This window comes from Pseudomonas sp. TE3910, assembly GCF_056279025.1.
The window spans coordinates 3,226,721-3,253,626 of record NZ_JBWBQN010000001.1 but is presented as its reverse complement, the minus strand read 5'-3'; the positions used below and the strand labels follow the sequence as shown (position 1 = coordinate 3,253,626).

At 60.5% G+C, this 26,906-nt stretch carries 25 protein-coding genes and 2 pseudogenes; 16 read left to right on the top strand and 11 right to left on the bottom strand.

Annotated features, from left to right (window positions below):
* Window positions 1–22: 22 nt before the first annotated feature.
* The 3 genes and pseudogenes from ACZ9H3_RS14885 to coaBC form a co-directional block, all read right to left on the bottom strand.
* Window positions 23–1,402, bottom strand: a pseudogene (locus ACZ9H3_RS14885) (phosphomannomutase/phosphoglucomutase); the annotation flags it as partial.
* A 142-nt stretch (window positions 1,403–1,544) separates the two neighbouring features.
* Window positions 1,545–2,000, bottom strand: coding sequence for a dUTP diphosphatase (gene dut, locus ACZ9H3_RS14880; RefSeq protein ID WP_065758157.1), 456 nt, complete (start codon window positions 1,998–2,000; stop codon window positions 1,545–1,547).
* Between the two features lie 6 nt (window positions 2,001–2,006).
* Entirely contained in the window at window positions 2,007–3,215 is a 1,209-nt protein-coding gene (gene coaBC, locus ACZ9H3_RS14875; RefSeq protein WP_065758158.1) for a bifunctional phosphopantothenoylcysteine decarboxylase/phosphopantothenate--cysteine ligase CoaBC, read from the bottom strand.
* A 134-nt stretch (window positions 3,216–3,349) separates the two neighbouring features.
* Between coaBC and radC the strand changes: the two genes are divergently transcribed.
* Window positions 3,350–4,024 carry a RadC family protein gene (gene radC, locus ACZ9H3_RS14870; protein ID WP_476221320.1) on the top strand — a complete coding sequence of 225 codons (675 nt, stop codon included), beginning with the start codon at window positions 3,350–3,352 and terminating at the stop codon, window positions 4,022–4,024.
* On the opposite strand, the gene ACZ9H3_RS14865 is transcribed toward radC, so the two are convergent.
* The gene (locus tag ACZ9H3_RS14865) at window positions 4,021–5,610 is read right to left on the bottom strand and encodes an ABC transporter substrate-binding protein (RefSeq protein ID WP_065758160.1); all 1,590 of its coding nucleotides are present in this window, start codon (window positions 5,608–5,610) and stop codon (window positions 4,021–4,023) included. The genes radC and ACZ9H3_RS14865 overlap by 4 nt on opposite strands.
* A gap of 362 nt (window positions 5,611–5,972) precedes the next feature.
* On the opposite strand from ACZ9H3_RS14865, the gene rpmB reads away from it, so the two are divergent.
* Both rpmB and rpmG read left to right on the top strand, forming a co-directional pair.
* Window positions 5,973–6,209: a 50S ribosomal protein L28 gene (gene rpmB, locus ACZ9H3_RS14860; protein WP_010225868.1), complete on the top strand. Its 237-nt coding sequence runs from the start codon at window positions 5,973–5,975 to the stop codon at window positions 6,207–6,209.
* 11 nt (window positions 6,210–6,220) lie between these two features.
* Complete coding sequence (rpmG, locus tag ACZ9H3_RS14855; RefSeq protein ID WP_013793373.1) at window positions 6,221–6,376, top strand: 50S ribosomal protein L33; 156 nt, start codon at window positions 6,221–6,223, stop codon at window positions 6,374–6,376.
* Window positions 6,377–6,475: 99 nt separating this feature from the next.
* Here the strand turns inward: rpmG and ACZ9H3_RS14850 are convergent, their stop codons facing one another.
* Window positions 6,476–6,838: a cupin domain-containing protein gene (locus tag ACZ9H3_RS14850; RefSeq protein WP_102052713.1), complete on the bottom strand. Its 363-nt coding sequence runs from the start codon at window positions 6,836–6,838 to the stop codon at window positions 6,476–6,478.
* A gap of 200 nt (window positions 6,839–7,038) precedes the next feature.
* Here ACZ9H3_RS14850 and ACZ9H3_RS14845 point away from each other — a divergent pair, with 200 nt between their 5' ends.
* Complete coding sequence (locus ACZ9H3_RS14845; protein WP_476221315.1) at window positions 7,039–8,532, top strand: aldehyde dehydrogenase; 1,494 nt, start codon at window positions 7,039–7,041, stop codon at window positions 8,530–8,532.
* A 112-nt stretch (window positions 8,533–8,644) separates the two neighbouring features.
* The gene (locus ACZ9H3_RS14840) at window positions 8,645–9,787 is read left to right on the top strand and encodes an MFS transporter (protein ID WP_065759773.1); all 1,143 of its coding nucleotides are present in this window, start codon (window positions 8,645–8,647) and stop codon (window positions 9,785–9,787) included.
* On the opposite strand, the gene ACZ9H3_RS14835 is transcribed toward ACZ9H3_RS14840, so the two are convergent.
* Entirely contained in the window at window positions 9,784–11,340 is a 1,557-nt protein-coding gene (locus tag ACZ9H3_RS14835; RefSeq protein ID WP_099776332.1) for a phospholipase D family protein, read from the bottom strand. The two genes, ACZ9H3_RS14840 and ACZ9H3_RS14835, sit on opposite strands and share 4 nt — an antisense overlap.
* 63 nt (window positions 11,341–11,403) lie before the next feature.
* Window positions 11,404–12,828, bottom strand: a complete 1,425-nt coding sequence (locus ACZ9H3_RS14830) for an aminotransferase-like domain-containing protein (RefSeq protein ID WP_476221312.1) — start codon at window positions 12,826–12,828, stop codon at window positions 11,404–11,406.
* A gap of 177 nt (window positions 12,829–13,005) precedes the next feature.
* On the opposite strand from ACZ9H3_RS14830, the gene ACZ9H3_RS14825 reads away from it, so the two are divergent.
* Complete coding sequence (locus ACZ9H3_RS14825; protein ID WP_065759770.1) at window positions 13,006–13,236, top strand: DUF1127 domain-containing protein; 231 nt, start codon at window positions 13,006–13,008, stop codon at window positions 13,234–13,236.
* Here ACZ9H3_RS14825 and ACZ9H3_RS14820 read toward each other — a convergent pair.
* On the bottom strand, window positions 13,233–14,546 hold the full coding sequence (locus ACZ9H3_RS14820; RefSeq protein WP_476221310.1) for an NAD(P)/FAD-dependent oxidoreductase: 1,314 nt from the start codon (window positions 14,544–14,546) through the stop codon (window positions 13,233–13,235). The two genes, ACZ9H3_RS14825 and ACZ9H3_RS14820, sit on opposite strands and share 4 nt — an antisense overlap.
* Before the next feature lie 114 nt (window positions 14,547–14,660).
* Between ACZ9H3_RS14820 and ACZ9H3_RS14815 the strand changes: the two genes are divergently transcribed.
* The gene (locus ACZ9H3_RS14815) at window positions 14,661–15,014 is read left to right on the top strand and encodes a YkgJ family cysteine cluster protein (RefSeq protein WP_065759768.1); all 354 of its coding nucleotides are present in this window, start codon (window positions 14,661–14,663) and stop codon (window positions 15,012–15,014) included.
* 3 nt (window positions 15,015–15,017) lie between these two features.
* Here ACZ9H3_RS14815 and dadR read toward each other — a convergent pair whose 3' ends face one another.
* Window positions 15,018–15,506: a transcriptional regulator DadR gene (dadR, locus tag ACZ9H3_RS14810; protein ID WP_042121505.1), complete on the bottom strand. Its 489-nt coding sequence runs from the start codon at window positions 15,504–15,506 to the stop codon at window positions 15,018–15,020.
* A 156-nt stretch (window positions 15,507–15,662) separates the two neighbouring features.
* Between dadR and dadA the strand changes: the two genes are divergently transcribed.
* From dadA to ACZ9H3_RS14785, 5 genes are all read left to right on the top strand, one after another.
* Entirely contained in the window at window positions 15,663–16,964 is a 1,302-nt protein-coding gene (gene dadA, locus ACZ9H3_RS14805) for a D-amino acid dehydrogenase (protein WP_065759767.1), read from the top strand.
* Complete coding sequence (locus ACZ9H3_RS14800; protein WP_065759766.1) at window positions 16,936–17,289, top strand: RidA family protein; 354 nt, start codon at window positions 16,936–16,938, stop codon at window positions 17,287–17,289. The genes dadA and ACZ9H3_RS14800 overlap by 29 nt, the downstream gene beginning before the upstream one ends.
* 90 nt (window positions 17,290–17,379) lie before the next feature.
* A complete protein-coding gene (gene alr, locus ACZ9H3_RS14795; protein ID WP_102052709.1) occupies window positions 17,380–18,453 on the top strand; it encodes an alanine racemase in 1,074 nt (357 codons plus the stop codon).
* A 107-nt stretch (window positions 18,454–18,560) separates the two neighbouring features.
* Complete coding sequence (locus ACZ9H3_RS14790) at window positions 18,561–19,109, top strand: cupin domain-containing protein (RefSeq protein WP_065759764.1); 549 nt, start codon at window positions 18,561–18,563, stop codon at window positions 19,107–19,109.
* 140 nt (window positions 19,110–19,249) lie between these two features.
* Window positions 19,250–19,672 carry a c-type cytochrome gene (locus ACZ9H3_RS14785; protein ID WP_176717423.1) on the top strand — a complete coding sequence of 141 codons (423 nt, stop codon included), beginning with the start codon at window positions 19,250–19,252 and terminating at the stop codon, window positions 19,670–19,672.
* Between the two features lie 80 nt (window positions 19,673–19,752).
* Here ACZ9H3_RS14785 and xpt read toward each other — a convergent pair.
* Together xpt and rep are read right to left on the bottom strand one after the other, a co-directional pair.
* Window positions 19,753–20,323 (bottom strand): annotated as a pseudogene (gene xpt / locus ACZ9H3_RS14780) (xanthine phosphoribosyltransferase).
* A 63-nt stretch (window positions 20,324–20,386) separates the two neighbouring features.
* Entirely contained in the window at window positions 20,387–22,396 is a 2,010-nt protein-coding gene (rep, locus tag ACZ9H3_RS14775) for a DNA helicase Rep (protein ID WP_476221304.1), read from the bottom strand.
* Window positions 22,397–22,661: 265 nt separating this feature from the next.
* On the opposite strand from rep, the gene ACZ9H3_RS14770 reads away from it, so the two are divergent.
* The 4 genes from ACZ9H3_RS14770 to ACZ9H3_RS14755 all read left to right on the top strand — a co-directional run bounded on the left by ACZ9H3_RS14770 (window position 22,662) and on the right by ACZ9H3_RS14755 (window position 26,901).
* Window positions 22,662–24,326 (top strand): putative bifunctional diguanylate cyclase/phosphodiesterase, encoded by a 1,665-nt coding sequence (locus ACZ9H3_RS14770; protein WP_476221302.1) that lies wholly within the window; start codon window positions 22,662–22,664, stop codon window positions 24,324–24,326.
* A gap of 895 nt (window positions 24,327–25,221) precedes the next feature.
* Window positions 25,222–25,752: a phage tail protein gene (locus ACZ9H3_RS14765; protein WP_476221300.1), complete on the top strand. Its 531-nt coding sequence runs from the start codon at window positions 25,222–25,224 to the stop codon at window positions 25,750–25,752.
* Window positions 25,753–25,786: 34 nt separating this feature from the next.
* Window positions 25,787–26,323: a phage tail protein gene (locus tag ACZ9H3_RS14760; RefSeq protein WP_330522451.1), complete on the top strand. Its 537-nt coding sequence runs from the start codon at window positions 25,787–25,789 to the stop codon at window positions 26,321–26,323.
* 17 nt (window positions 26,324–26,340) lie between these two features.
* Window positions 26,341–26,901, top strand: a complete 561-nt coding sequence (locus ACZ9H3_RS14755; RefSeq protein WP_330522450.1) for a phage tail protein — start codon at window positions 26,341–26,343, stop codon at window positions 26,899–26,901.
* Window positions 26,902–26,906: the final 5 nt, after the last annotated feature.

Sequence of the window (26,906 nt, the reverse complement as noted above, 5' to 3'; positions counted from 1 at the left end):
GCTCCAGTGGAACAGTAGTCGGTCAGAACGGTAGTTGCAGGTTGGGTTCAACACGCTTCAGTTGCGCGTGGAAAACATCTTTGATGCGTTGCAGTTCGGCGTCGGTTTCGGCTTCAAATCGCAGCACCAGTACCGGGGTGGTATTGGAGGCGCGCACCAGGCCCCAGCCGTTGGGGTAGTCGACTCGAACACCATCAATGGTGGTCAGGCTGGCTTCGCCCCAATCCGCATCACGCTGCAGTGCATCAATGATGCTGAATTTACCTTCGTCGGTCACTTCAATGTTGATTTCCGGCGTGGAAATATCATTTGGGAAGGCGGCGAACAGGGTTTCGGCGTCGACCGACTCCTTGCTGAGGATTTCCAGCAGCCGCGCGGCGCTGTAAATACCGTCGTCGAAGCCGAACCAACGCTCCTTGATGAAGATGTGTCCGCTCATCTCGCCGGCCAGCAGGGCGCCGCTCTGCTTCATTTTCTTCTTGATCAGCGAATGACCGGTTTTCCACATCAGTGGACGACCACCGTACTGCTCGATCAATGGGCTCAGGCGGCGGGTGCATTTGACGTCGAAGATGATTTCGGCGCCCGGGTTGCGGGCCAGTACGTCCTTGGCAAACAGCATCAGCAAGCGGTCCGGGTAGACGATGTTGCCGGTGTTGGTCACGACACCGACGCGGTCGCCGTCGCCGTCAAAGGCCAGGCCCAGGTCCGCGCCGGTCTCTTTCACCTTGGCGATCAGGTCGACCAGGTTTTCGGGCTTGCCTGGGTCTGGATGGTGGTTCGGGAAGTTGCCGTCCACTTCGCAGAACAGCGGAATCATCTCGCAGCCCAAGGCTTCGATCAGTTGTGGGGCAATGACACCGGCTGCGCCGTTGCCGCAGTCCACAACGACCTTGAGCTTTTTCGCCAGCTTGATGTCGCCAGTGATCTGCTGGAAGTAGCGATCAAGGATCTCGACGCGCTCGACATGGCCTTGGCCATGGCTCAGGTCGTTGGTCTTCAAGCGGGTCAGCAGCGCCTGGATCTGCTCGTTGGCCAGGGTGTCACCGGCGATGACGATCTTGAAACCGTTGTAGTTCGGCGGGTTGTGGCTGCCGGTCAGCATGACGCCGGATTTGCCGGCGAGAACGTTGGCGGCGTAGTACAGGGCAGGCGTAGGCACCAGGCCCACGTCGCTGACCTGGCAACCGGCCTCGGCCAGACCTTTGATCAACTGCTCGACCAGCATCGGCCCGGACAGGCGGCCGTCACGGCCCACTGAAACTTGCGGCTCGCCTTGAGCCAGGCTCTGGGCACCAATGGCCCGGCCAATCCAATAGGCAGTCTCGGCGGTCAGGGTGTCGCCAACCACGCCACGAATGTCATAGGCGCGAAAGATGCTTTCAGGGAGTGTGGGTACCAGTTGTGTCATGTCATTCATCACTGGGGAGCTCCAATCTCAAGGGCGTGCGGTGCAGGCTCAAATTGAGCGCTTTGACAGTGTTTCTGCCAGAGCGTTCGCCAATCCGTTGGGTTGCGTTGGGCAGCCGAGGCTGCCCGGTGGGTCAGTGGCTGCCGGAGTGGCCGAAGCCACCCGCGCCGCGTTGGCTTTCATCGAACGTTTCGACGATGTCGAAATGGGCTTGTACCACCGGCACCAGCACCAGTTGGGCGATTCGCTCGCCAACAGCGATGGTGAATGCAGTCTGGCCGCGGTTCCAGCAGGACACCATCAGTTCGCCCTGGTAGTCGGAGTCGATCAGGCCGACCAGATTGCCCAGCACGATGCCGTGCTTATGACCAAGGCCCGAGCGTGGCAGGATCAGGGCTGCCAGGCCGGGGTCACCGATGTACACCGACAGGCCAGTCGGGATCAGCAGGGTCTGGCCTGGTTCCAGGACGGTGTCTTCCTTGAGCATGGCACGCAGGTCAAGGCCGGCGGAGCCTGGGGTGGCGTACTGTGGCAGCGGGAATTCGTTGCCGATGCGAGGGTCGAGAATCTTGGCTTGTAGAGCGTGCATGCGCGATTAAACCTGGTTAAGACGTTCAGCAATAAAGGCGATCAGCTGACGGGCGATCTTGCCTTTGCTGGTCTGGGCGAAAAGGGTTTCTTGCAGTTGCCGGTCGATCACGCTGCAGGCGTTCTCTTCGCTGTTGAAGCCAATGCTGGGGTTGGCGACATCGTTGGCGACGATCAGGTCAAGGTTCTTGTCCTTGAGCTTGCGTGCGGCGTAGTCGAGCAGGTGTTCGGTCTCGGCGGCAAAGCCGACACTGAACGGACGGTCCGGACGGGTGGCGATGGTGGCAAGGATATCGGGGTTGCGCACCATCTGCAGCAGCAGGCCGTCACCGGTGGTCGGGTCTTTCTTTAGCTTTTGTGGGGCTACGACCTCTGGCCGGTAGTCCGCAACCGCTGCCGAGGCAATAAACAGGTCGCAGGGAATGGCGGCTTCACACGCGGCGAGCATGTCGCGGGCGCTGACCACATCGATGCGGGTCACCCGGTCAGGGGTTGGCAGGTGTACAGGGCCGGTAACCAGCGTGACCTTGGCACCCGCTTCGACCGCTGCTTCGGCCAGGGCAAAGCCCATTTTGCCGGAGCTGTGGTTGGTGATGTAGCGCACCGGGTCGATGTTTTCCTGGGTCGGGCCGGCCGTAATCAGTACATGCTTGCCGGTCAGCGACTCGCGCTTGAAGCATTCGGCGGCATGCCACGCCAGGTCGTTGGCTTCAAGCATGCGGCCCAGGCCTATATCACCACAGGCCTGGCTACCGGACGCCGGGCCGAATACCTGGATCTGGCGGCTTTGCAGCAGTTCAAGGTTGGCCTGGGTGGCCGGGTCGCGCCACATGGCCTGGTTCATGGCCGGGGCGACGGCAACCGTCGCGTCAGTGGCCAGCACCAGTGTGGTCAGCAGGTCATTGGCGACGCCTTGGGCCAGGCGTGCGATCAGGTCAGCGGTGGCCGGTGCGATCAGCACCAGGTCGGCCCACTTTGCCAGCTCGATATGGCCCATGGCGGCTTCGGCGGCCGGGTCGAGCAGGTCCAGATGAACCGGGTGCCCGGACAGGGCCTGCATCGTCAGGGGGGTAATGAATTCAGCACCGCCACGGGTCATGACGACACGGACTTGCGCGCCGTGCTCAAGAAGTCGGCGAACCAGTTCGGCACTCTTGTAGGCGGCGATGCCGCCGCCGACGCCGAGAACAATGCGTTTCCGATACAGCCGCTGCATAGGCTTGCCTTGTCAAATCAGGGTTTGCACGTGCCGATCAGGCTTGTAGGAAGCCAAATCGGCGAAGAAAAAGAGGGGCTAAGATAGCACAGCACTCAAGCCAGACAGCAGTACCCAGTGGGCAGGGAGGTAGCATGAGCATCAAGGATTGGCCGGCCGCGGAGCGGCCTCGGGAGAAGTTACTGGCGCGAGGGGCCACCAGCCTCTCGGACGCCGAATTGCTGGCTATTTTTCTACGAACCGGGGTTCGCGGGCGCAGTGCCGTCGACCTGGCGCGTTACCTGTTACAGCAGTTCGGCAGCTTGCGAGCGCTGTTGGAAGCAGACCTCAGGCGGTTCAGCACCGAGCCAGGGCTGGGGCCTGCCAAGTTTACCCAGTTGCAGGCGGTCATGGAGATGGCCCGGCGCCATCTGGCCGAGCGTTTGCGCCGGGACTCGGTCCTGGAGAGCCCGCAGGCCGTCAAGGACTACCTCAAGGCCGAGTTGCGTCACGAGCCGCATGAGGTGTTCGGCTGCCTGTTCCTGGACAGCAAGCACCGGGTGCTTGCGTTTGAAGTGCTGTTTCGCGGGTCTATCGACAGCGCCAGTGTCTACCCACGGCAAGTGATCAAACGCTCGCTTGCACACAATGCGGCTGCCTTGATCCTGTGCCATAACCACCCGTCGGGGGTTTCGGAGCCCAGCCAGTCCGACGTGATCCTCACCCGGCGGCTCAAGACGGCGCTTGAGCTGGTGGATGTCCGGGTGCTGGATCACTTCATCATCGGCGATGGCGAACCCTTGTCGATGGTCGAGTACGGCTGGTTTTAGCGGGCCACATTCACCTTCGAGAAGTCCTGCCGGCCAAACGGGCTTACCTGATAGCCCTCCACACCCTTGCGGGTGAGGGCAGCAGCAGTTGGGTGCGCCAGTGGCAGCCACAATGCCTGCTGCTGGATCAGCGTCTGTGCCTGCTCGTACAGGCGGCTGCGTACGCTCTGGTCGTTGGTGGTCTTGCCGGCGCTGATCAACTGATCCAGGCGCGGATCGCAATAACGGGCAAAGTTGGTTCCGGACTTCACGGCGGCACAGGAAAACTGTGGGCTGAGGAAGTTGTCGGGGTCGCCATTGTCGCCAGCCCAGCCCATGAACAGCAGGTCATGCTCGCCCGCCTTGGCCCGGCGGATCAGCTCGCCCCATTCGATGACGCGAATCTCGGCCTGAATGCCGATCTTGCCGAGGTCGGCCTGCAACAACTGTGCGCCCAGGCTTGGGTTAGGGTTGAGCAGACTGCCCGAAGGGCGCGTCCAGATCGTGGTGCTGAAGCCCTTCGCCAGGCCAACCTTGGCCAGCAAGCCGCGGGCTTTGTCCACGTTGGTGGGGTAGCCGGGCAGGTCCTTGGCGTAACTCCAGGTGTTGGGCGGGTAAGGGCCGTTGGCGGCGACGGCGGTGTCTTCAAAAACCGCCTTCAGGTAGCTGGCTTTATCGAATGCCAGGTTGATGGCCTGGCGGACTTCCACTTTATCCAGTGGCGGATGCTGGCTGTTGATGGCGACAAAGGCGGTCATGAAGGCATCGGTCTTCTCGGCCTTCAGGTTGTCATCCTTGGCGGCTTCGGCGATGTCCAGTGGCTTGGGCGACAAGGCGATCTGGCATTCGTTGCGCCGCAACTTCTGCAGGCGCACGTTGGCATCGGGGGTGATCGTGAAAATCAACGGGTCGACCGCCGGTTTGCCGGCAAAGTAGTCCGGGTTGGCCCGATAACGGATGTTGGCGTCCTTCTGGAAGCGACCAAAGACAAACGGCCCGCTGCCGATGGGCTGGCTGTTGAGCTTCTCCGGGGTGCCGGCCTTGAACAGTTGGTCGGCGTATTCGGCCGAGTAGATTGAGGCGAAGCCCATGCTCAACGTGGCCAGGAAGGTGGCGTCCGGGTGGTCGAGGGTGAAGCGCACGGTGAGCGGGTCTGGCGCTTCGATCTGCTTGATCAGTTCAGGCAGTTGCAGCGATTGCGCATGGGGGAAGCCGCTTTGTGCAATCTTGTGCCAGGGATGAGCGGGGTAGAGCATGCGCTGGAAGCTGAACAGCACGTCGTCGGCATTCAGTGTGCGACTGGGCTTGAAGTAGGCGGTGCTGTGGAACTTCACTTCGGGACGCAGTTTGAACTCGTAGGTCAGGCCATCACTGGAAACTGTCCAGCGCTCCGCCAGGCTCGGCACCACCTGGCCTTGGGTCGCGTCGAATTCGACCAGCCGGTTCATCAGCACATCGGCTGACGCGTTGGTGGTGGTCAGTGAGTTGTACTGAACCACGTCGAAGCCTTCAGGGCTGGCTTCGGTGCAAACGCTCAGTGCCGCCGCCTGGGCCAGTGCAGGCGCAAATACAGCGGCGAACAGTAACGGTAGAGCGGCAGGACGCATGGGGACTCCTTGGCTGATCGATGGCCCATCTGCCGATGCAGTCTGGAAGTGTCCTACCCTAGTGCGCGCCGGACTAAATGGCTATATCCTTTTTGGCTTATCTTGCGACGAGTGGTCGAGGGTGCTCCAAGCCCACGGCTGTGCTGTTCGCGTATGATTCGTTGCACGGCAATTCGTATCTGCTGTTGTTGTACTCTGGTCTTTCTGGTATAAAGCAGCGCTCTTTTCTAGGGGCCCGGTTTGTCGCGTCTGTGCGTATAACCGATAAGACCCTGAAGAAACACGGCGCCTGGCGCCATAGACTGAGAGATTAAGCGGCCAACCCATGCCGGGTTGGGCATGTGGTTTTAGAGGGCTGAGGCATGTCGAGAGTCTGTCAAGTTACCGGTAAGGGTCCGGTAACCGGGAACAACATTTCCCACGCAAACAACAAAACCCGTCGTCGTTTCCTGCCGAACCTGCAGCATCATCGCTTCTGGGTCGAGTCTGAGAAGCGTTTCGTGCGTCTGCGCGTATCCGCCAAAGGCATGCGTATCATCGACAAGCGCGGCATCGATGCCGTTCTGGTTGACATCCGCCGCAACGGCGCCAAGGTCTAAGGGAGAGAATCATGCGTGAATTGATCCGTCTGGTGTCGAGCGCTGGTACTGGCCACTTCTACACCACTGACAAAAACAAGCGCACCACCCCCGACAAGATCGAAATCAAGAAGTACGATCCTGTGGTTCGCAAGCACGTTGCTTACAAAGAAGCCAAAATCAAGTAATTGATTGGTTTCTCGCCGGTGTCCTTTCAGGGTGCTGGCACACAAAAAACCCGGCCTTCGTGCCGGGTTTTTTGTTGCTGTCATACCTGAACGTTGGGCTTAGGCCTTCTGTTCAAACATCACATAGATTTTACGGCACGGCTCCAGCACCTCCCAGGTGCCCGTGAAACCGGCGGGGATGACAAAGCGGTCGCCTGCCCGCAGGGTTTTTGCCTGCCCTGCGCTGTCACGCAGTACCGAGACGCCCTGAAGGATCTCGCAGTACTCGTGTTCGGTGTAGTTCACTGTCCATTGGCCGACAGCGCCTTCCCATACGCCGGCGGCAAATTGCCCGCAGGGGCTGGAATAGTGGTTGAAGACCGCCTGCTCAGGATCGCCCTTGAGGATTTTCTCTGCTGCAGGGCGGTAACGTTCTGCTTCCGTCATGGCTTGGCTGAAATCGACGATCTGCTGAATCTTCATGGACGGGTCACCCTTATTGTGTTTAATAAACTGCACATCAGTAGGCTTTTTGCCTATTTGTGTCAAATATATTGATAATTTGGGTGCTGCTGGTTTAGGGTGTCTGATGCCGTCGAGCGTCGTATCGCTCCGGCAAAATTTCTGACAGCACCCGTGAGCCCTCGTGCGGTGCTGCACTTCAATAAGAGGAGGAGTTTCGTATGACCACCCTGACTCGTGCGGACTGGGAACAGCGTGCCCAGCAACTGAAGATCGAAGGCCGTGCTTTCATCAATGGTGAATACACCGCCGCCGCATCGAATGCGACGTTCGAGTGCATCAGCCCGGTCGACGGACGCCTTCTGGCGCACATCGCCAGCTGTGATGAAGCCGATGCCCAGCGCGCCGTCGAAAATGCCCGTGCCACCTTCAATTCCGGTGTCTGGTCGCGCCTGGCCCCGGCCAAGCGCAAGGCAACCCTGATCCGCTTTGCCGGCCTGCTCAAGCAGAACGTCGAAGAGCTGGCCCTGTTGGAAACCCTGGACATGGGCAAGCCGATCAGCGACTCGCTGAGCATCGACGTGCCAGGCGCGGCCAATGCACTGAGCTGGAACGGTGAGGCCATCGACAAGGTTTACGACGAAGTGGCCGCTACGCCGGATGATCAGCTTGGTCTGGTCACCCGTGAGCCGGTGGGCGTGGTCGCGGCCATCGTACCGTGGAACTTCCCGCTGCTGATGTCGTGCTGGAAGCTCGGCCCAGCGCTGGCCACCGGTAACTCGGTGATCCTCAAGCCTTCGGAAAAGTCGCCACTGACCGCCATTCGCATCGCTCAACTGGCTATCGAAGCCGGTATCCCTGCGGGCGTGTTGAACGTGCTGCCAGGCTATGGCCACACCGTCGGCAAGGCCCTGGCCCTGCACATGGACGTGGACACCCTGGTGTTCACCGGTTCGACCAAGATCGCCAAGCAACTGATGATCTATGCCGGCGAATCGAACATGAAGCGCGTCTGGCTGGAAGCCGGTGGCAAGAGCCCGAACATCGTCTTCGCGGATGCCCCGGACCTGAACGCGGCCGCACAAGCCGCAGCCAGTGCGATTGCCTTCAACCAGGGCGAAGTCTGCACGGCAGGTTCCCGTCTGCTGGTTGAGCGTTCCATCAAGGATCGTTTCCTGCCGCTGGTGCTTGAGGCACTGAAGGCCTGGAAGCCGGGCAACCCGCTTGACCCGGCGACCACGGTCGGCGCGCTGGTCGACACCCAGCAAATGAACAACGTGTTGTCGTACATCGAAGCCGGTCATAGCGACGGCGCCAAACTGCTGGTCGGTGGCAAGCGTATCCTCGAAGAAACCGGCGGCACTTATGTCGAGCCGACGATTTTCGACGGCGTCAGCAATGCCATGAAGATCGCGCAGGAAGAGATCTTTGGCCCGGTGCTGTCGGTGATCACCTTCGACAGCGTTGAAGAGGCCATCAACATTGCCAACGACACCCCCTACGGGTTGGCGGCGGGCGTATGGACGGCAGATATCTCCAAGGCACACAAGACTGCCAAGGCGCTGCGTACCGGTAGCGTCTGGGTCAACCAGTACGATGGCGGCGACATGACCGCACCGTTCGGTGGCTTCAAACAGTCGGGTAACGGCCGTGACAAGTCGCTGCATGCGCTGGACAAGTACACCGAACTCAAGGCGACCTGGATCAAGCTGTAAGCCTTGCGCGGCCGGGTGCCGCGCGCGTTCAGTGACACGGCCGGGCCTTGCATCGCAGCAAGCCCGGCTGTGTTGTTTGTGCCTGTTTAAAACAACAAAAAGGGGGGCTGTAATGCGCTGGGGTACCTACTTTGCGGTACTGGCGGCAGTGCTCAGTGTTGGCTTGGCGCTAGGCGTGAGCATGCCACTGGTGTCGTTGCGGCTGGAGAGTTGGGGCTACGGTGGCTTTGCCATTGGTGTGATGGCGGCGATGCCGGCAATCGGTGTGCTGTTCGGTGCCAGCCTGGCCAGCCGCCTGGCGGCGTATTTCGGCACCCCCGGGTTGATGCGTCTGTGCCTGTGGGGCGGCGCGCTGTCGATCGGGTTGTTGGCATTGTTGCCCAGTTACCCGGTGTGGCTGGTGCTGCGCCTGTTGATTGGCATGGTGCTGACCATCGTCTTCATCCTTGGTGAAAGCTGGATCAACCAGTTGGTGGTCGAGGCGTGGCGTGGGCGCCTGGTCGCGCTGTACGGCAGTAGCTATGCACTGAGCCAGTTGGCCGGGCCGTTGGTGCTGGGATTTTTGGGGCCGGAGGGTGACTTCGGTTTTTGGGCAGGTGCAGGCCTGTTATTGCTGGCCCCCCTGTTGTTGATCGGGCGCAGTGGTGCGCCGACAACCGAAGCCTGTTCGGTGACCTTGGGTGATCTGGTCTGGTTCTGTCGCAACCTTCCGGTCATTGCCTGGGCCATTTCCCTGTTTGCCGCGTTCGAGGCGATGATTTTGACCCTGTTGCCGGTGTACTGCCTGCAGCAGGGCTTTGGCACTGAAATGGCGCTGTTTATGGTCAGTACCGTCGTGATTGGCGATGCGCTGCTGCAATTGCCGATAGGCGCACTGGCCGACCGCATGTCGCGGCGCACATTGTTCTCGGGGTGCGCACTGGTGCTGTTGATTTCCAGCCTGATGATTCCGCTGCTGCTGCACACCTCGTTGATCTGGCCGCTGTGGGTGCTGTTCGGCGCTAGCGCCGGTGGTTTGTTCACCTTGTCGCTGATCCTGATTGGTGAGCGTTACCGTGACGATGCGCTGGTGCGCGCCAATGCCCACGTGGCTCAACTGTGGGGTATTGGTTGCCTGATCGGGCCTTTGCTGGCTGGCGCTGGCAGCCAGTGGATCAGTGGGCATGCCTTGCCCTTGCTGATGGCCGTTGGCGCGTTTGGCCTGGTGTTGCTGGCCCGGCGACCGAATGCCTTTGAGGTGAAGCTGGCCTCTTAAAGCATGCGTTCCAGGCCGACGGCCTTGCTGATCCAGGCATTGAAACGACGCCATAGGCCGCCTGGCTCGGTTGTCAGGGTGTGCAGCTGGTTGTTGTCCTGCGTGACCCAGACCACGCGACCGTTTTCCAGCTTGGGCTGATAGCTCCGGGCGGGGGCCATGCCTTGAGCTGCCAGGTCGCGGGTGTACTCCGCCAGCTCGGGGCTGTCGACCAGCACGCCGACTTCGGTGTTCCACAACACTGAGCGTGGATCGAAGTTGAACGAGCCGATAAAGGTCTTCTTGCGGTCAATGACAATGGCTTTGCTGTGCAGGCTTGAGTCTGAACTGCCGTGCAGGCGGTACAGCGGATGGCGATGAGGCGCGCCGGGCTGGCGGCGCAGCTCAAACAGGTGCACGCCATGTTCCAGCAAGGCCTTGCGGTAGGGGGCGTAGCCGCCATGAACCGCCGGCACATCAGTCGCCTCCAGCGAGTTGGTCAGCAAATTGACCGAGACACCTGCGTCAGCCCGGCTGGTCAGGTACAGCAGGCCGGTGTCGCGCGGTACGAAGTAGGCCGAGATCAGGATCAGTTCGTGGGCCACGGCATTCAGGTCGGGCGCCAGTTGCGGGGTCATCAGTAACTGTGGGTCGGGTTCTTCCGTGGCCAGTACCTTGTTGGGCGCATCCCACAGCGCCTGGCTATGGGCCCAGATCAACTCGTTGCGCCAGATGTCCAAGCGCGGCTGTGTGCGATAGGCCATCAACCGGTCGTAGAGGGCCTTGCGCTGGGTGCTGGCCGCTTGCAAGGCGCTGTCCAGGCGCTGGCGGGTGCGGCGCAGGTCGTCGGCATCTGGTTGGCGCAGGAAAAAGTCGTTGATCGGCCGGCTCAGGGCACTGTTCCAGTATTGGTCAAAACTATGCCCTAACTGCTCCGCCACCGGGCCGACGCCAAGCAGGTCGATATCGGTGAAGTTCAGGTTGGGTTCGGCGTCGAAGTACTCATCACCCAGGTTGCGTCCGCCGACGATGGCCATGCTGTTGTCCACCAGCCATAGCTTGTTGTGCATGCGCCGGTGTTGCCGCGACAGGTTGAACAGCCGTCCCAGGGTTCGTGTCACACCGGTGCTGCGGCCCAGGTGCAGCGGATTGAAGACGCGCAACTGGATGTTGGGGTGGGCCGTGAGGGTGTCGATCAGGTTGTCCAGGCTATCGCTGGTGGTGTCATCGAGCAGGATGCGCACCCGTACACCACGGTCGGCGGCTTGCAGCAGCTCGCTGACCAGTGCGCGGGTACTCAGGCCGTCGCGGACGATGTAGTACTGCAGGTCGATACTGCTCTGGGCATTGCGAATCAGCTCGGCACGGGCACGGAATGCTTCGCTGCTATTGGGCAGCAGGCGGAAGCCGGAGCGGCCACCGTAGGCTTGGGCCTGGCGCTGGACCGAGCGCCCGAACGCCGAGTCGCTGGCCGGCAGTGCCTGACTGACTTCACGGGGGCTGTCGACACTGGCGCAGCCTGCCAGGGCAAACACCAGCCATAGCAACAGAGGCACGAGCCGAGGGTGGTTCAAAGGGCGATTCCTTAACCGCTCAGGGAGATGAACAGGGCCCGCAAGGGCGGCGCAACGTTACCCTCAGCCTATATCCTCGGCCAGTAGACGAATGGCGGTTTCACCCACTTTGCGTACCGCCGCTTCGATCTCTGCGCTGGGGCGGGCCGCGAAATTCATGCGCAGGCAGTTTCGGTACTTGCCTGAGGCCGAAAAAATACAGCCCACGGCAATTTGTACGCCCTGCTCCAGTAAAGCCCGATTCAGCCGCAGCGTATCGAAACTTTCCGGTAATTCGACCCAGAGCATGAAGCCGCCCTGTGGTCGGCTGGCCCGGGTACCTGCCGGGAAGTAGCGTGTCACCCAGTCGATCATCAGGTCACGGCTGCGCTGGTACTGGCTGCGCATCCGGCGCAGGTGTGGCTGATAGTGGCCACCCTCGATGAAGTCGGCAATCGCCAATTGCGGTTGTGTGGCGGTGCAGCCGGTGCTGATGTACTTCATGTGCAGCACCCGCTCCAGATAACGCCCGGGCGCCACCCAGCCGATCCGCAGGCCTGGGGCGAGGGTTTTCGAGAACGAACTGCACAGCAGCACGCGGCCGTCGTCGTCGAAGGACTTGATGGTGCGTGGGCGCGGGTAGGTATAGGCCAGGTCGCCATACACGTCGTCTTCGAGAATCGCCACGTCGAAGCGTTGCGCCAGGGTCAACAAGGCCCGCTTGCGGGCTTCGGGCATGCTGTAGCCCAGCGGGTTGTTGCAGCTTGGCGTGAGCTGAATCAGCTTGATCGGCCATTGCTCCAGCGCCAGTTCCAGTGCCTCGAGGCTGATCCCGGTGAGCGGGTCGGTGGGGATTTCCAGGGCTTTCATGCCCAGGCCCTTGAGGGTCTGCATGGCGCCGTGAAAGCTGGGTGAGTCGACCGCGACAATGTCGCCCGGCTCGCAGACCGCGCGAATGCTGGCAGACAACGCCTCATGGCAACCCGTAGTGACGACCAGGTCGGCCGCACTGAGGTGGCAGCCGGAGTCGAGCATCAACCGGGCGATCTGCTCGCGCAGGGGCTGGGTGCCGTAGATGGTGTCGTAATACAGGCCGGGCATGTCCTGGCGTCGGCTGAGTTGGGCGAGGCTGCGCAGCAAGGGCTTGAGGGTCGGGCTGTCGACATCGGGCATGCCCCGGCCCAGTTGCACCACGTCCTTGCGCGGAACGCTGCGCATCAGTTCGACGACCTGATCCCACTGGGAGATATCCACCGGGCGTTGTGCGGGGCGACTGATCGCGGGCAGGGCAGGGAGGGATCGGGTGGCGGGCACGAAATAGCCCGATTTGGGCCGCGGTGCCGCCAGACCATGGTCTTCCAGCACCCGGTACGCCTGTTGGACCGTACTGAGGCTGACACCATGCTCGACACTCAAGGCCCGTACAGAAGGCAGGCGATCGCCTGGGCGGTAGAACCCTTGTTCGATACGTGCGCCGAGCAGTTCGGCGAGATTGACGTAAAGCGTCATGGTTCGTTCCTTGGCAATTTTTTGCGATCGTTCCATACAGATAAGGCAAAAATACAGCATTCAGTCGCCGCTTTGCCAATTCTGTATGGGCGTAATAGTTGGACTTTGAATCTGTAATGCTTTTTGCCTGGCGCGCATCATGGCTCCACGCTCGGAACTACTCAGGAGGCAGGCGTGATGAACGGATTAAGCGATGTGCGGCTGAAGATCTACAGCGGTGAGTTGCAGGCGCAACAAACCCCAGACGTGTCTGGTGTGGCGTGTGGCATGGGTCGATGGGCGCTGATGGTGCACCGCTGGCACTCCCGCCGCGAACTGCTGACGCTGGACGCTGAGCAGTTGCGCGACGTTGGCCTGACCCGCGAGCAGGCCCTGCATGAGGGGTTGAAACCCTTCTGGCGTCCTTAGATCAGCTCTTTGAAGCGGTGCCAGAGCATGCCCAGGGCCAGCAGTGGCGAGCGCAGGTGTTTACCGCCGGGGAAGGTGATGTGTGGCACCTGGGCAAACAGGTCGAAGCGGCCGTTGTGCTGGCCGTTGATGGCTTCGGCAAGGAGTTTGCCGGCCAGGTGTGTGGCGTTGAGGCCATGGCCGGAATAGGCCTGCGCGTAATACACGTTGGGTTGATCGTGCAGGCGCCCGATCTGCGGTAGGCGGTTGGCACCGATGCCGATCATGCCGCCCCACTGGTAGTCGATGCGCACGTTGGCCAGTTGCGGGAAGACCTTGAGCATCTTGGGCCGCATGTAGGCGGCGATGTCCTTGGGATCGCGCCCGGAGTAGTGACAGGCACCCCCGAACAGCAGGCGGCGGTCGGCAGACAAGCGGTAGTAGTCCAGCGCAACACGCTGGTCGCAGACCGCCATGTTTTGCGGCAGCAACTGCCGGGCCATGGCCTCGCTCAGCGGCTCGGTGGCGATTATGTAGCTGCCGGCCGGTAGCACCTTGCCGCTCAGTTCGGCGTTCAGGCCATTGAGGTAGGCATTGCAGCCCAGCACCAGGGTGCTGGCGCGGACCGAGCCTTGTCCGGTATGCACGCGAACCTGGCTGCCGTAGTCGATGCGGGTTACGGTCGATTGCTCGAACAGGCGCACGCCCAGGCTTTCGGCAACGCGGGCTTCGCCCAGCGCCAGGTTCAGTGGGTGCAGGTGGCCCGACCCCCTGTCGATCAGGCCGCCGACATAGCGGTCGGAGCCGACCACGCGATGCATCTCTTCAGGTTGCAGCAGGCGCAGTTCATGGCGGTAACCGAACGCGCGCAGTTCCTCGGCATCGGCGGCGAAACCCTCCAGGTCGCTGGGTTTGTTGGCCAGGTCGCAGTAGCCCCAGGTCAGGTCGCAGTCGATGGCATGCTGCTCGATGCGCTGGCGGACGATATCCACAGCCTCCAGGCCCATCAGCTTGAGCTGGCGTACGCCGTCGCTGCCAATTATCGGGGCGAACTGGTCCAGGCCGTGGCCGACACCGCGAATCAATTGCCCGCCATTACGCCCACTGGCGCCCCAGCCGATCTTGTGCGCTTCCAGCAGGACAACACGCATGCCGCGTTCAGCCAGCTCAATGGCGGTGTTGAGGCCTGAAAAGCCACCACCGACCACGCAGACATCGCAGCTCGTCTCGCCCTGCAGCGCCGGGTAGTCCGGCTGTGCAGCGCTGCTGGCCGCGTAGTAGGAGGCGGTATGCAGGGCGCTGGAAGCGGGCTGCTGAACGCGGACGTTCATGTGCGTTATCCTGATTGTTATGTTTGGAAAACTTGACGGAGCATAAGCCGCGCTTTCGCGCAGAGGCAACCGTCAGGCAAAATCGACGCTCACACCGATATTGCGCAGGCCGCCATGAGTTGCAACAGCCACAAGATCCGCTTCCTGCGTGAGCAGATCCCGTCGTTTGAGTGCGTGCCGGGTTGCCATGACTGCTGCGGGCCGGTCACTACGTCGACGGAAGAAATGGCCCGGCTGCCGCGCAAGACTGAAGCAGAGCAGGACGCTGCGCTGGCCGAACTCAACTGCGTACACCTGGGGCCGAACGGTTGCACGGTGTATGAAGAGCGGCCGTTGATCTGTCGCTTGTTCGGTACCACGCCACGCTTGCCGTGCCCGCGTGGCCGCGGCCCCGAGGAACCGATTGATCCCGGGGCCGAGCAACTGATCCACCACTACATCGCCACCACCCGTCAGGTGTTGGTCTGAGCCTCAGTCCGGAATTGGCAGGTTCAGGCTTTCCTTCACTTCTTCCATGACGATGTAGCTCTTCGACTCACGCACATGCGGCAGTTTCAGCAGGATGTCGCCCAGCAGCTTGCGGTAGGAGGCCATCTCCGAAATCCGCGCTTTCACCAGGTAGTCGAAATCACCGGACACCAGGTGGCATTCCAATACGTGGGGCAGTTTGAGCACCGCACGTCGGAATTCCTCGAAGGTATCGCCAGACTTGTAGTCCAGGCTGATTTCAACGAACACCAGCAGGCTGCCCTTCAGGTGTTGTGGGTTCAGCCGGGCGTTGTAGCCCATGATGATCCCTTCACGTTCCAGGCGTCGAACCCGCTCGGTGCACGGCGTAGTCGACAGGCCGACCTTTTCGCCCAGCTCGGTGAAGGAAATGCGCCCGTCCGTTTGCAGGATGCGCAGGATATTGCGGTCGATCTTGTCCAGTTCACGTTTACTTTGATGCTGGGTTCTCATAGGGGATGCCCCTCCGTAAAAGCTGACTCTGCCGAGAATTCTCGCCAAATATAGGCTTTTATATAGTGAAAAGCACTGCCCATACCTTCCTATACTGCGCCCATCTACGCCATTAACAACAAATGTCTGCGGTGCGCCGCGTCGAGGGATACAAACATGCGAGTTCTGGTACTTGGTAGCGGTGTAATCGGAACCGCCAGTGCCTACTATCTGGCCCGGCAAGGTTTCGAAGTGGTCGTGGTCGATCGTCAGCCGGCGGTGGCCATGGAAACCAGTTTTGCCAACGCCGGGCAGGTCTCGCCAGGTTACGCCTCGCCGTGGGCTGCACCGGGTGTTCCACTCAAGGCTATCAAATGGTTGCTGGAGCGCCATGCGCCGCTGGCGATCAAGGCCACGGCAGACATTGACCAGTACCTGTGGATGGCCCAGATGCTGCGCAACTGCACGGCCAGCCGCTATGCCGTGAACAAGGAGCGCATGGTCCGCCTGTCCGAGTACAGCCGTGACTGCCTCGACGAGCTGCGCGCCGAAACGGGCATTGCCTATGAAGGTCGCACCCTGGGCACCACCCAACTGTTCCGTACCCAGGCACAACTGGACAACGCCGCCAAGGACATCGCTGTGCTTGAGCAGTCCGGCGTGCCTTACGAGCTGCTCGACCGTGAGGGCATCGCCCGCGTTGAGCCGGCCCTGGCTGGCGTCACCAATATTCTGGCTGGCGCCCTGCGTCTGCCTAATGACCAGACCGGTGACTGCCAACTGTTCACCACCCGCCTGGCGGAAATGGCCGTCAACCTGGGTGTCGAGTTCCGTTTCGGGCAGAACATCGAGCGTCTGGACTATGCCGGTGACCGTGTGAACGGCGTGTGGATCGACGGCAAGCTGGAAACCGCCGACCGCTACGTACTGGCGCTGGGCAGCTACTCGCCGCAATTGCTCAAGCCGCTGGGCATCAAGGCCCCGGTCTACCCGCTCAAAGGCTATTCGTTGACCGTACCGATCACCGACCCGGCCATGGCTCCGACGTCGACCATTCTCGACGAAACCTACAAAGTCGCGATTACTCGTTTCGACAACCGTATCCGCGTTGGTGGTATGGCTGAAATCGCCGGTTTTGACCTGTCGCTCAACCCGCGTCGGCGTGAAACACTGGAGATGATCGTCAACGATCTTTATCCTCGCGGCGGTGATCTGAGCCAGGCCAGTTTCTGGACCGGCTTGCGTCCGACCACCCCGGACGGTACGCCGATCGTCGGTGCGACCCCGTTCCGTAACCTGTTCCTCAACACGGGCCACGGCACCCTCGGTTGGACCATGGCGTGCGGTTCCGGTCGCCTGCTTGCAGACCTGATGGCCCGCAAAAAGCCGCAAATCAGTGCTGAAGGCCTCGATATTTCTCGCTACGGCAACAACCAGGAGATTGCAAAGCATGGCAGTCCAGCGCCTGCTCACCAATGAGCGCATGAGCCAGATCGTTACCCACAACGGCACCGTCTACCTGGCGGGCCAGGTGGGTGACGACATGAACGCGGGTATCGAGCAACAAACCCGCGAGGCCTTGGCCAACATCGAGCGTCTGCTGGACCTGGCGGGCACCGACAAAACGCGTCTGCTGTCGGTGACCATCTACCTGAAAGACATCGATGCTCACTTCCAGGGCATGAATCAGGTATGGGACACGTGGCTGCCAAAAGGTGTTGCCCCGGCCCGTGCCACGGTCGAAGCCAAGCTGTGCGAGCCTGAAATTCTCGTCGAGCTATCGGTAGTCGCCGCACTGCCGTAACCCATCCCTCACCCGGTGCCGTTGTGGCATTGCGCTACGTGCGAGCACCGGGTTTTTTACTTCTAACCAGACTGCCAGAAGGCTGCCGTCATGCGTCCTGCCCGTGCCCTGATCGATCTTCAAGCGCTGCGTCACAACTATCAACTCGCCCGCGAACTCTCCGGGGCCAAGGCCCTGGCGGTGATCAAGGCCGATGCTTACGGCCATGGCGCGGTACGCTGCGCCCAGGCGCTGCAGGCCGAAGCCGATGGTTTTGCCGTGGCTTGTATCGAAGAGGCGCTAGCGCTGCGTGCGGCCGGTATTCATGGCCCTGTCCTGCTGCTTGAAGGTTTCTTCGAGGCCAGCGAACTGGAGCTGATCGTCCAGCACGACCTCTGGTGCGTGGTGCATGCGCTGTGGCAACTGGAAGCCATCGAAAAGGCCAACCTGAGCAAGCCGATTACCGTCTGGCTCAAGCTCGACTCGGGTATGCACCGCGTCGGTTTGCACCCGAAGGATTATCAGTCGGCCTATCAGCGTCTGCAGGCAACCGGCAAGGTGGCGCGCATTGTCCTGATGAGCCACTTCGCCCGTGCCGACGAACTCGACTGCAGCGCCAGCAACGACCAGGTCGCGGTGTTCCAGGCGGCTCGCCAAGGCCTGAACGCCGAGATCAGCTTGCGCAACTCGCCGGCGGTGCTCGGCTGGCCACAGATCCCCAGCGACTGGGTGCGCCCAGGCATCATGCTCTATGGTTCGACGCCGTTCGAGGTGCAGCAAGCCCAGGCTCAGCGCCTGCAGCCGGTGATGACACTGGAATCGAAAGTCATCAGTGTACGTGAACTGCCGGCCGGTGAGCCGGTGGGCTATGGCGCCCGGTTCATCAGCCAGCGGCCAACCCGTGTCGGTGTGGTTGCGATGGGGTATGCCGACGGCTACCCGCGTCTTGCCCCGACCGGTACCCCGGTGATGGTGGCAGGCAAGCGCAGCCAACTGATTGGTCGTGTGTCAATGGACATGCTTTGCATTGATCTGACCGATGTACCTGAAGCCGGCCTCGGCAGCCCGGTCGAGCTGTGGGGCAAGAACGTCCTGGCCAGCGACGTGGCGATTCAGGCCGGGACCATTCCCTACCAGATCTTCTGCAACCTGCGCCGCGTACCGCTGGTCTATTCTGGCGATTGAGGCAACTGGACGGACTGGCAGTGGGTCGAAGTGTTGTAAATACTGAACGCTGTGCGATGATAACGTTCAATTTCGACCCCATTTGTTCGTTTAGGAGGGCTTAAGCCTTGGACGTCGGTGAACGACTGCAGGCCATACGCAAGCTCAAGGGCCTGTCTCAGCGTGAACTCGCCAAACGCGCGGGTGTCACCAACAGCACGATCTCGATGATCGAGAAAAACAGCGTGAGCCCCTCAATCAGCTCGCTGCGCAAGGTGCTGGGGGGTATCCCCATGTCCATGGTCGAGTTCTTCTCTGAAGAACTGCAGCCGGAAAACCCCACTCAGATCGTCTACAAGGCCAACGAGCTCATCGATATTTCCGATGGTGCGGTGACCATGAAGCTGGTCGGCAAGTCGCACCCTAGCCGGGCCATTGCCTTCCTCAATGAGGTCTATCCGCCTGGTGCAGATACCGGCGAAGAGATGCTCACGCACGATGGTGAAGAAACCGGCATCTTGCTGGAAGGTCGCCTCGAGCTGGTCGTGGGGCTGGAAACCTTCATCCTTGAAGCCGGCGACAGCTACTATTTTGAAAGCACCAAGCCGCACCGTTTCCGCAATCCATTCGATGAACCGGCGCGGCTGATCAGTGCGGCGACCCCTGCCAACTTCTGATAGGCCAGGCGCGGCTTATTGTCGCGTCTAATCCCCTTAGGTCTTTAGGGTTGTTTCAGTGCGGCAGGGTTCTCGTTATACTTGCGACCGCCTGCGAAACCGTGGCCGCGGGCGTGACTAGCCACCATGAGGGTGTACGTGTGAATCTAATCAAGAAAATGCTGGCCGTACCAGCTGCCGTATTGGCCCTTTGGGCAGTCAGCGCTCAAGCTGCGACCAATGACGACATTGCCAAGCGACTGGAGCCTGTTGGTCAGGTCTGCGTTCAAGGCCAGGAATGTAAAGGTATGGAAGTGGCTGCCTCTGCTGGCGGCGGCGGTTCCAAGACGCCTGACGAGATCATCGCCAAGCACTGCAATGCCTGTCATGGCAGCGGCCTGCTCGGCGCGCCGAAAATCGGTGACACTGCTGCCTGGAAAGAGCGTGCGAGCCAGCAGGGTGGCTTGGACGGTATCCTGGCCAAGGCCATCACCGGTATCAACGCGATGCCACCAAAAGGCACTTGTGCCGATTGCTCGGATGACGACTTGAAAGGCGCCATCAAGAAGATGTCTGGCCTTTAAGCCATACGCTTCCCCCGACAAAGCCCGCCGCGTGCGGGCTTTGTCGTTTCTGCGGGATGCTGTATTCCCTGCAGGCGGGCTTACAGGAAGGTAACGACGCCGCCTTCCAGCGATTTGACCCGTGCCAGCGACTCGACGCGGTAGCCTTGGCTGTCCAGTTCGGCACGGCCGCCCTGGAACGACTTCTCGATGACGATACCCAGGCCGGCCACGCTGGCACCGGCCTGCTTGACGATCGAGATCAGGGCCTGGGAGGCTTTGCCGTTGGCCAGGAAGTCGTCGATCACCAGCACGCGGTCGCTGCTGTTCAGGTGACGCGGGCTGATCGCCACGGTGTTTTCGGTCTGCTTGGTGAAGGAGTACACCGAGGCCGTCAGCAGGTTTTCAGTCAGGGTCAGTGACTGGTGCTTGCGGGCGAAGATCACCGGAACGCCGAGCTTCAGGCCCGGTCATTACCGCCGGGGCAATGCCGGAGGCTTCGATGGTGACGATCTTGGTGACGCCCGAGTCGGCGAACAGACGGGCGAACTCGTCACCGATCAGTTGCATCAGCGCAGGGTCGATCTGATGGTTGAGAAACGCATCGACTTTCAGGACCTGATCGGAAAGCACAATGCCTTCTTCGCGAATCTTCTGGTGCAGTGCTTCCACGGCGGTAAATTCCTCGATGTAACAAAAAGGCCCCGGCAGAGTGCCAGGGCAAAGGTGGATTATCTAACGTTTGAGCATGGCGCGGATATCCGCCAATGCGTTATTGCCACGTGCGGCCTTGACCTCGGTCGGGGCATCGTCGAGGCCTTCCCAGACGAGGTCGTCGTCGGGCAGCTCGTCGAGGAAACGGCTTGGTGCGCAGTCGATGATTTCGCCGTACTGCTTGCGCTTGGCCGCAAAGGTGAACGCGAGGGTCTGGCGAGCCCGGGTGATGCCGACATAGGCCAGGCGGCGTTCTTCTTCGATGGTGTCGGCTTCGATGCTGGAGCGGTGCGGCAGAATTTCCTCCTCCATGCCCATGATGAACACGTAGGGAAACTCCAGCCCTTTGGACGCATGCAGGGTCATCATCTGCACACCCTCGGCGCCTTCTTCCTCTTCCTGCTGGCGTTCGAGCATGTCGCGCAGCACCAGCTTGCCGATGGCTTCCTCGATGGTCATGCCACCGTCTTCGTCTTTCTCGAGGGTGTTCTTCAAGGCCTCGATCAGGAACCAGACGTTGCCCATGCGAAAGTCTGCCGCCTTGTCGCTGGAACTGTTCTGGCGAATCCAGTTCTCGTAGTCGATATCCATGACCATGCTGCGCAGGGCCGCGATCGGATCGTTCTGCGCGACCTGCTGGCGTACGCCGTCCATCCAGCGTTTGAAGCGCTGCAGGCGGTCAGTAAAGCGGCTGTCCAGGTGTTCGCCAAGGCCCAGCTCTTCACTGGCGGCGTACATCGAGATCTTTCGCTCGGTGGCGTAGTTGCCAAGCTTTTCCAGCGTGGTCGAGCCGATTTCCCGGCGCGGCACGTTGATCACCCGCAGGTAGGCGTTGTCGTCGTTCGGGTTCACCAGCAGACGGAAGTAGGCCATCAGGTCCTTGACCTCCTGACGGCCAAAGAAGCTGTTGCCGCCGGAGAGCCGGTACGGAATCTGGTGGTGCTGCAGCTTCAGCTCGATGAGCTTGGCCTGGTAGTTACCCCGGTACAGGATGGCGAAGTCGCTGTAGGGGCGGTCGGTACGCAGGTGCAGGCTGAGGATTTCCATGGCCACCCGCTCGGCTTCGGCCTCCTCGTTACGGCAGCGGATCACACGGATCTCGTCGCCGTGGCCCATCTCGCTCCACAGTTGTTTCTCGAAGGCATGCGGGTTGTTCGAGATCAGCACGTTGGCGCAGCGCAGGATGCGGCTGGTGGAACGGTAGTTCTGTTCGAGCATGACCACCTTCAGCGAGGGGTAGTCGTCCTTGAGCAGCATCAGGTTTTCCGGGCGCGCGCCGCGCCAGGCGTAGATCGACTGGTCATCGTCGCCGACCACGGTGAACTGGTTGCGCGTGCCGATCAGCATCTTCACCAGCAGGTACTGGCTGGCGTTGGTGTCCTGATATTCGTCCACCAGCAGGTAGCGCACGCGGTTCTGCCATTTCTCCAGGATGTCGGCGTGTTCCTGAAACAGCTTCACCGGCAGCAGGATGAGGTCGTCGAAGTCCACCGCGTTGAACGCCTTGAGCGTACGCTGGTAATGCGCATAGACGATGGCGGCGGTCTGTTCCTTGGGGTTGCGCGCTTTTTCCAGGGCTTCTGGAGGCAGCACCAGGTCGTTCTTCCAGGCGCCGATCATGTTCTTGATCTCGTCGACGCCGTCGTCCCCGGAGTACTCCTTCTGCATGATGTCGGTCATCAATGCCTTGACGTCGGCTTCGTCGAAGATCGAGAAACCCGGCTTGTAGCCCAGCCGCTGATGCTCCTTGCGGATAATGTTCAGGCCCAGGTTATGGAAGGTCGAGACGGTCAGGCCGCGCCCTTCGCCGCCGCGAAGCAGGGTACCGACCCGTTCCTTCATCTCGCGCGCGGCCTTGTTGGTAAAGGTCATGGCCACGATGTACTGGGCACGGATGCCGCAGTTCTGGATCAGGTGGGCGATCTTGCGGGTGATCACGCTGGTTTTGCCGGAGCCGGCACCGGCGAGCACCAAAAGTGGGCCGCCGACGTAGCTCACGGCTTCTTGTTGCCGGGGGTTGAGTCGGGACATGGGGGAACCTGGGGTCGCCTGAAAATAGCCGGGCATTTTAGCAGGCGCGACGAGATTGTGCCGCGACCGTCTGACAGTGTGACGTAGCACGCGATCTAAATTTGCTGGTTCTGTTACTTTCCCGCAGGATGCGCTGCAACGTATGTGGATGTCGGCAAAGGAATGGCATGTGTTTAAGTGAAAATCATTACTACTAATGATTTAGGATAGGGCATCCCTGCTACTCATCGTCATTTAGACTGCGTCAACGTGCTAAGGAGCCAGCTTGTCTACGCCTGTCGAACCTTTGCGTTTGCTCCTGCTGGCTGATGAGCCTAGCTGGGCCGCGGCGCTGCAACACTGCTTGCAGCCGCTGGCCGGTAGTGCCGTGCTGATCAATGCGCCGAACTGGGAGTCGGTCGACAGCTTGTTTGTCAGTGACCGCAATGCGCTGGTGCTGGCCACTCCTGCGCTGCAACCGGCGCCAGGTCGTTGCGACCTGCCCATGCTGCTGCTGTTGGAAGAAGAACCTGTGCAGCCCCCGCTGGGTGTCAGCGACTGGTTGGTGCGTGAAGCGCTGAGCACCGATACCCTGCGGCGTTGCCTGCGCCATGTGCGTGAGCGTGGCGTACTGGAGGCCACCTTGCAGCGCCTGGCCGAGCAGGACCCATTGACCGGCATCGCCAATCGTCAGGGTTTCCAGACCCTGCTCACCGCACGCCTGGCCGATAACGAAGGTCGCGGTGTCGCCCTTGGCCACCTCGACCTGGACAACTTTCGGCACGCCAACGACGCCTTGGGCCATCAGGCGGGCGATCGCCTGATCCTGCAAGTGGTCGGTCGGCTCAAAAGCCAGCTCGAAGCGGGTGATCAGGTGGCGCGTCTGGGCAGTGATGAATTTGCCCTGCTGATTGATACCCGCCGTGAGCCGCAACGTGCCGAATGGATGGCTGAACGTATCGTCGAAGCGTTGGCCGAGCCTTACTGGATCGACGGTGAAAGCCTCTTGCTAGGCTGCAGCCTGGGCGTCGCGCATGCCCGGTCCGAGGGCGGTGCAGACCCACTGATGTGGCATGCCCATATCGCCATGCAACAGGCCAAGGGCACCCAGGGGTGTACGTTCCATGTGTTCAACGAGCGTATCAATCGCCATGCGCGCAGCCTGGCCGACCTGGAAACCGAACTGCGCCGCGCCTTGCGCCGTGACGAACTGGAGTTGCACTACCAGCCTCGTTTTGACCTGAAGGGTGGCCAGATCGTCGGGCTTGAGGCGTTGGTACGCTGGCGGCATGCCGAGCGAGGCCTGCTGCCACCCAGCGAGTTCGTGCCGCTGGCCGAACAGAGCGGGCTGATCGTGCCGTTGGGGTACTGGGTGATCTCCCGTGCCCTGCGCGACATGCAGGCACTGCGTGAGCATGGGGTGGCCCCTCTGCATATGGCGGTTAACCTGTCTTTCCGCCAGTTCCAGGACAGCCAGTTGCTGGCCACCTTGAGCCGGTTGATCATCCAGCATGAGGTTGATGCGCGTTGGCTGGAGTTTGAGTTGACCGAGACGGCCGTGATGCGCCGTAGCGATCTGGTCAAACAGACCATGGATGCGCTGGGCCGGCTTGGCGTGCGTTTCTCCCTGGATGACTTTGGTACCGGGTTCTCGTCGTTCGTGCACCTCAACAGCCTGCCGATTACCTTGCTCAAGGTGGACCGCAGCTTTGTCGGTGGCATGGAGCAGCGCGAAGAAAACCGCCAATTGGTTCACGCCATGATCAACCTGGCGCACAACCTGAAGCTGGAAGTGGTGGCCGAAGGGGTTGAGACTGAAGAACAGATGGCGTTGCTGCGCAGCTTCGACTGCGATCAGGCGCAAGGATACTTGATCAGTCGTCCGCTCCCGATCGACGAATTGCTGGCCTACCTGACGCAAGGCGCTGCTCCCCTGAAAGCGACTGTGTAGGCGCTGGCCTGCGAGGGTGTCGGTTAAGCGCCTGCAGCGCGCCCGCCAGCCCTTTGACCGGCGGCAGCTGCCAAAGAGGGTGGCAGCTATACGCGGGGTGGTAAACCGGTGGACAGGAACATCCGGCAGGCCCTGAGGCCTCCCGCGTACAGCTGCCATAAAGCAGGGTCTATGGATGTCTACGACCGCTCGGGTTACCACCCCCGAGCGCTGTATGTTCAGCGACGGAGTCAGCCTAGAGGGCAGGGTTTCCGGGGACAAGTCATCACGCATAGACAGACTGCGTAGGGTTTTTCCTGGGATCTAAGATCAGTCAGCCATTTTGCCTTTTCGAATCAATATCTAACATTTGAGTCATTAAAAGACGGTGAGCCAACATACTTGGCGCGTACCTCTCGATACCCTTTCTGTTGGGGCCTTGAGGTATTTGCATTGGGTTGGATATCTGCTAGATATATAACCGTCGTTGATATCGTTTTGACTTTACGCTCGTGTGGCATGGGCAATCCAGCCATGGAGTAGAGGCGAAACCGTCGAAGAGGCTGGAGTTCTCCCGACGGGTTTCAAACAGGATGAACGTTTCAATTGGAGGCACGGATGTCGCCGTTGACTGCGCAACACTTTTCGGGAATTGCGACAGGTCACGTCACCGACAAAGCAAACCCATTTCTCCATTCACCCAATCTTCTGAAGTGTCGACACCGTCTCGATACCGTTTACCGGCGGGTGGCGTTTGTGGCCCAGGCCCATACCAATAATCGCCAGCGTTTTTATGAGTAAAAAGTGCACGTGAGCACAGGGTGCGTTATTGCCTTGGGCTGCGACGTGCGTTGCGTGCGTCGAGGTTAATCGGTTGAGTCTTAACTACATGCTTTTCTAAGGAAAGGAGCGGGGGATGTCAGATTATTTTTTGGGTGAAATTCGCTGGTTTCCGACGAGTTGGGCGCCCAGCGGGTGGCTTACATGTGATGGAAGAGACATGACAATCGCTCAGAACCAGGCCTTGTATGCCTTGCTTGGGACAAGGTACGGAGGGAATGGGGTAACGACGTTCAAGCTACCGGACTTGCGCGGCCGTGCAGCCCTGCACTATAGCGGGGTTCAACCTGATTACATACTTGGAGCCAAGGCGGGTGTTGAAACAGTCGCGCTGACTGTTGCACAAATGCCAGCACATACACATGCCTTCAATGCATCAACGGCAGCGGGAACGGTTCCGCAGCCGAAGAACAATTTTCTGGCGCATGCCGCTGCAGCGGGTGGCGTGCCTGACCCACATCTTTATGGGGCGCCTGGCGCCATGATCCCGCTGAACAATGAAAGTGTATCGGTGTCAGGCAGTAGTGCAGCGCATACAAACATGCAGCCGTTCCTGGTGCTCAATCCTTGTATTGCTGTCTCGGGCATATTCCCGCCACGCAGCTGACGCTAGTTGACCCCAGCATTGAGGAATCAAAGACATGGTTGATTGTTATGTAGGTGAAGTGCGTTTGTTTGCTGGCTCGAGAGTCCCCGACAACTGGCATGCGTGTGACGGCACTCAGCTGTCGATCAGCGGCAACGAGGTGTTGTATTCCTTGATTGGCACGACCTATGGCGGAAATGGGGTGACGACATTTGGGCTTCCTGATCTACGTGGTCGTGTGCCTATCGGGCAGGGGCAGGGAGTTGGCCTGACGCTCAGGTCTGTCGGTGCTGCCGGTGGTACCGAGACAGTGGCCTTGGTCACGTCACAGATGCCAGCGCACTCGCACGTGATCATGACTGCGGGTGCAAGCGCTAGTACTGCCACGCCAGGGCCAGGAATGACCTTGGCCAATACGGATTTATCTATAGCGCAGTACCTCAAGAATGGCGCAGCCTCTTCACAGCAAGTACAGCTGTCTGGTGACACCGTCGCACTTGTGGGATCAGGTCAGGCGCACAACAACGTCATGCCTAGCGCGGTTTTGACGTACATCATTGCCCTGGTCGGTATCTACCCAACACAATCTTGATATCAGGAACGCTCAACATGGATGCTTTTATCGGTGAAATCAGGTCGTTTCCTTATGGATACGTCCCTGACGGCTGGCTGGCCTGTGACGGTACCGTTCTGTTGATACAGGCATACGCAGCGCTGTACTCGCTCATTGGCAACAAGTGGGGAGGGGACGGCAAGCAGACGTTCGCGCTGCCTGACCTGAGGCAGCGCGTGGTCATGGGCAGTGGTGCAGGCCCAAACCTGACCCCCCGTACCTGGGCCGACACGGCCGGGCAGGCAGCGGTAGCATTGACCGAGGCTCAGGTACCCCCCCATAACCACTCAGTGACGGTTAAGTACCCCGTGCTCGCAAGCGCAGCAACCGATATGCAGGCTACACCGGACGCCAATTCATCATGGCTGGCCAGAGCGACGGTCTTGAGTAGTACGCCGCTAGCTTTAATACCGGCCTATGTAGGGGCTTCGAATGTTCAGCTTTCCGGCACGACGTTATCCGTTCAGGGCACAGGAGCCCCCCATGAAAACCGACAACCCTATCTAGCGCTTGATTTCTGCATTTGCTGGAACGGTACTTACCCTAGTTTCAGTTGAGGTGT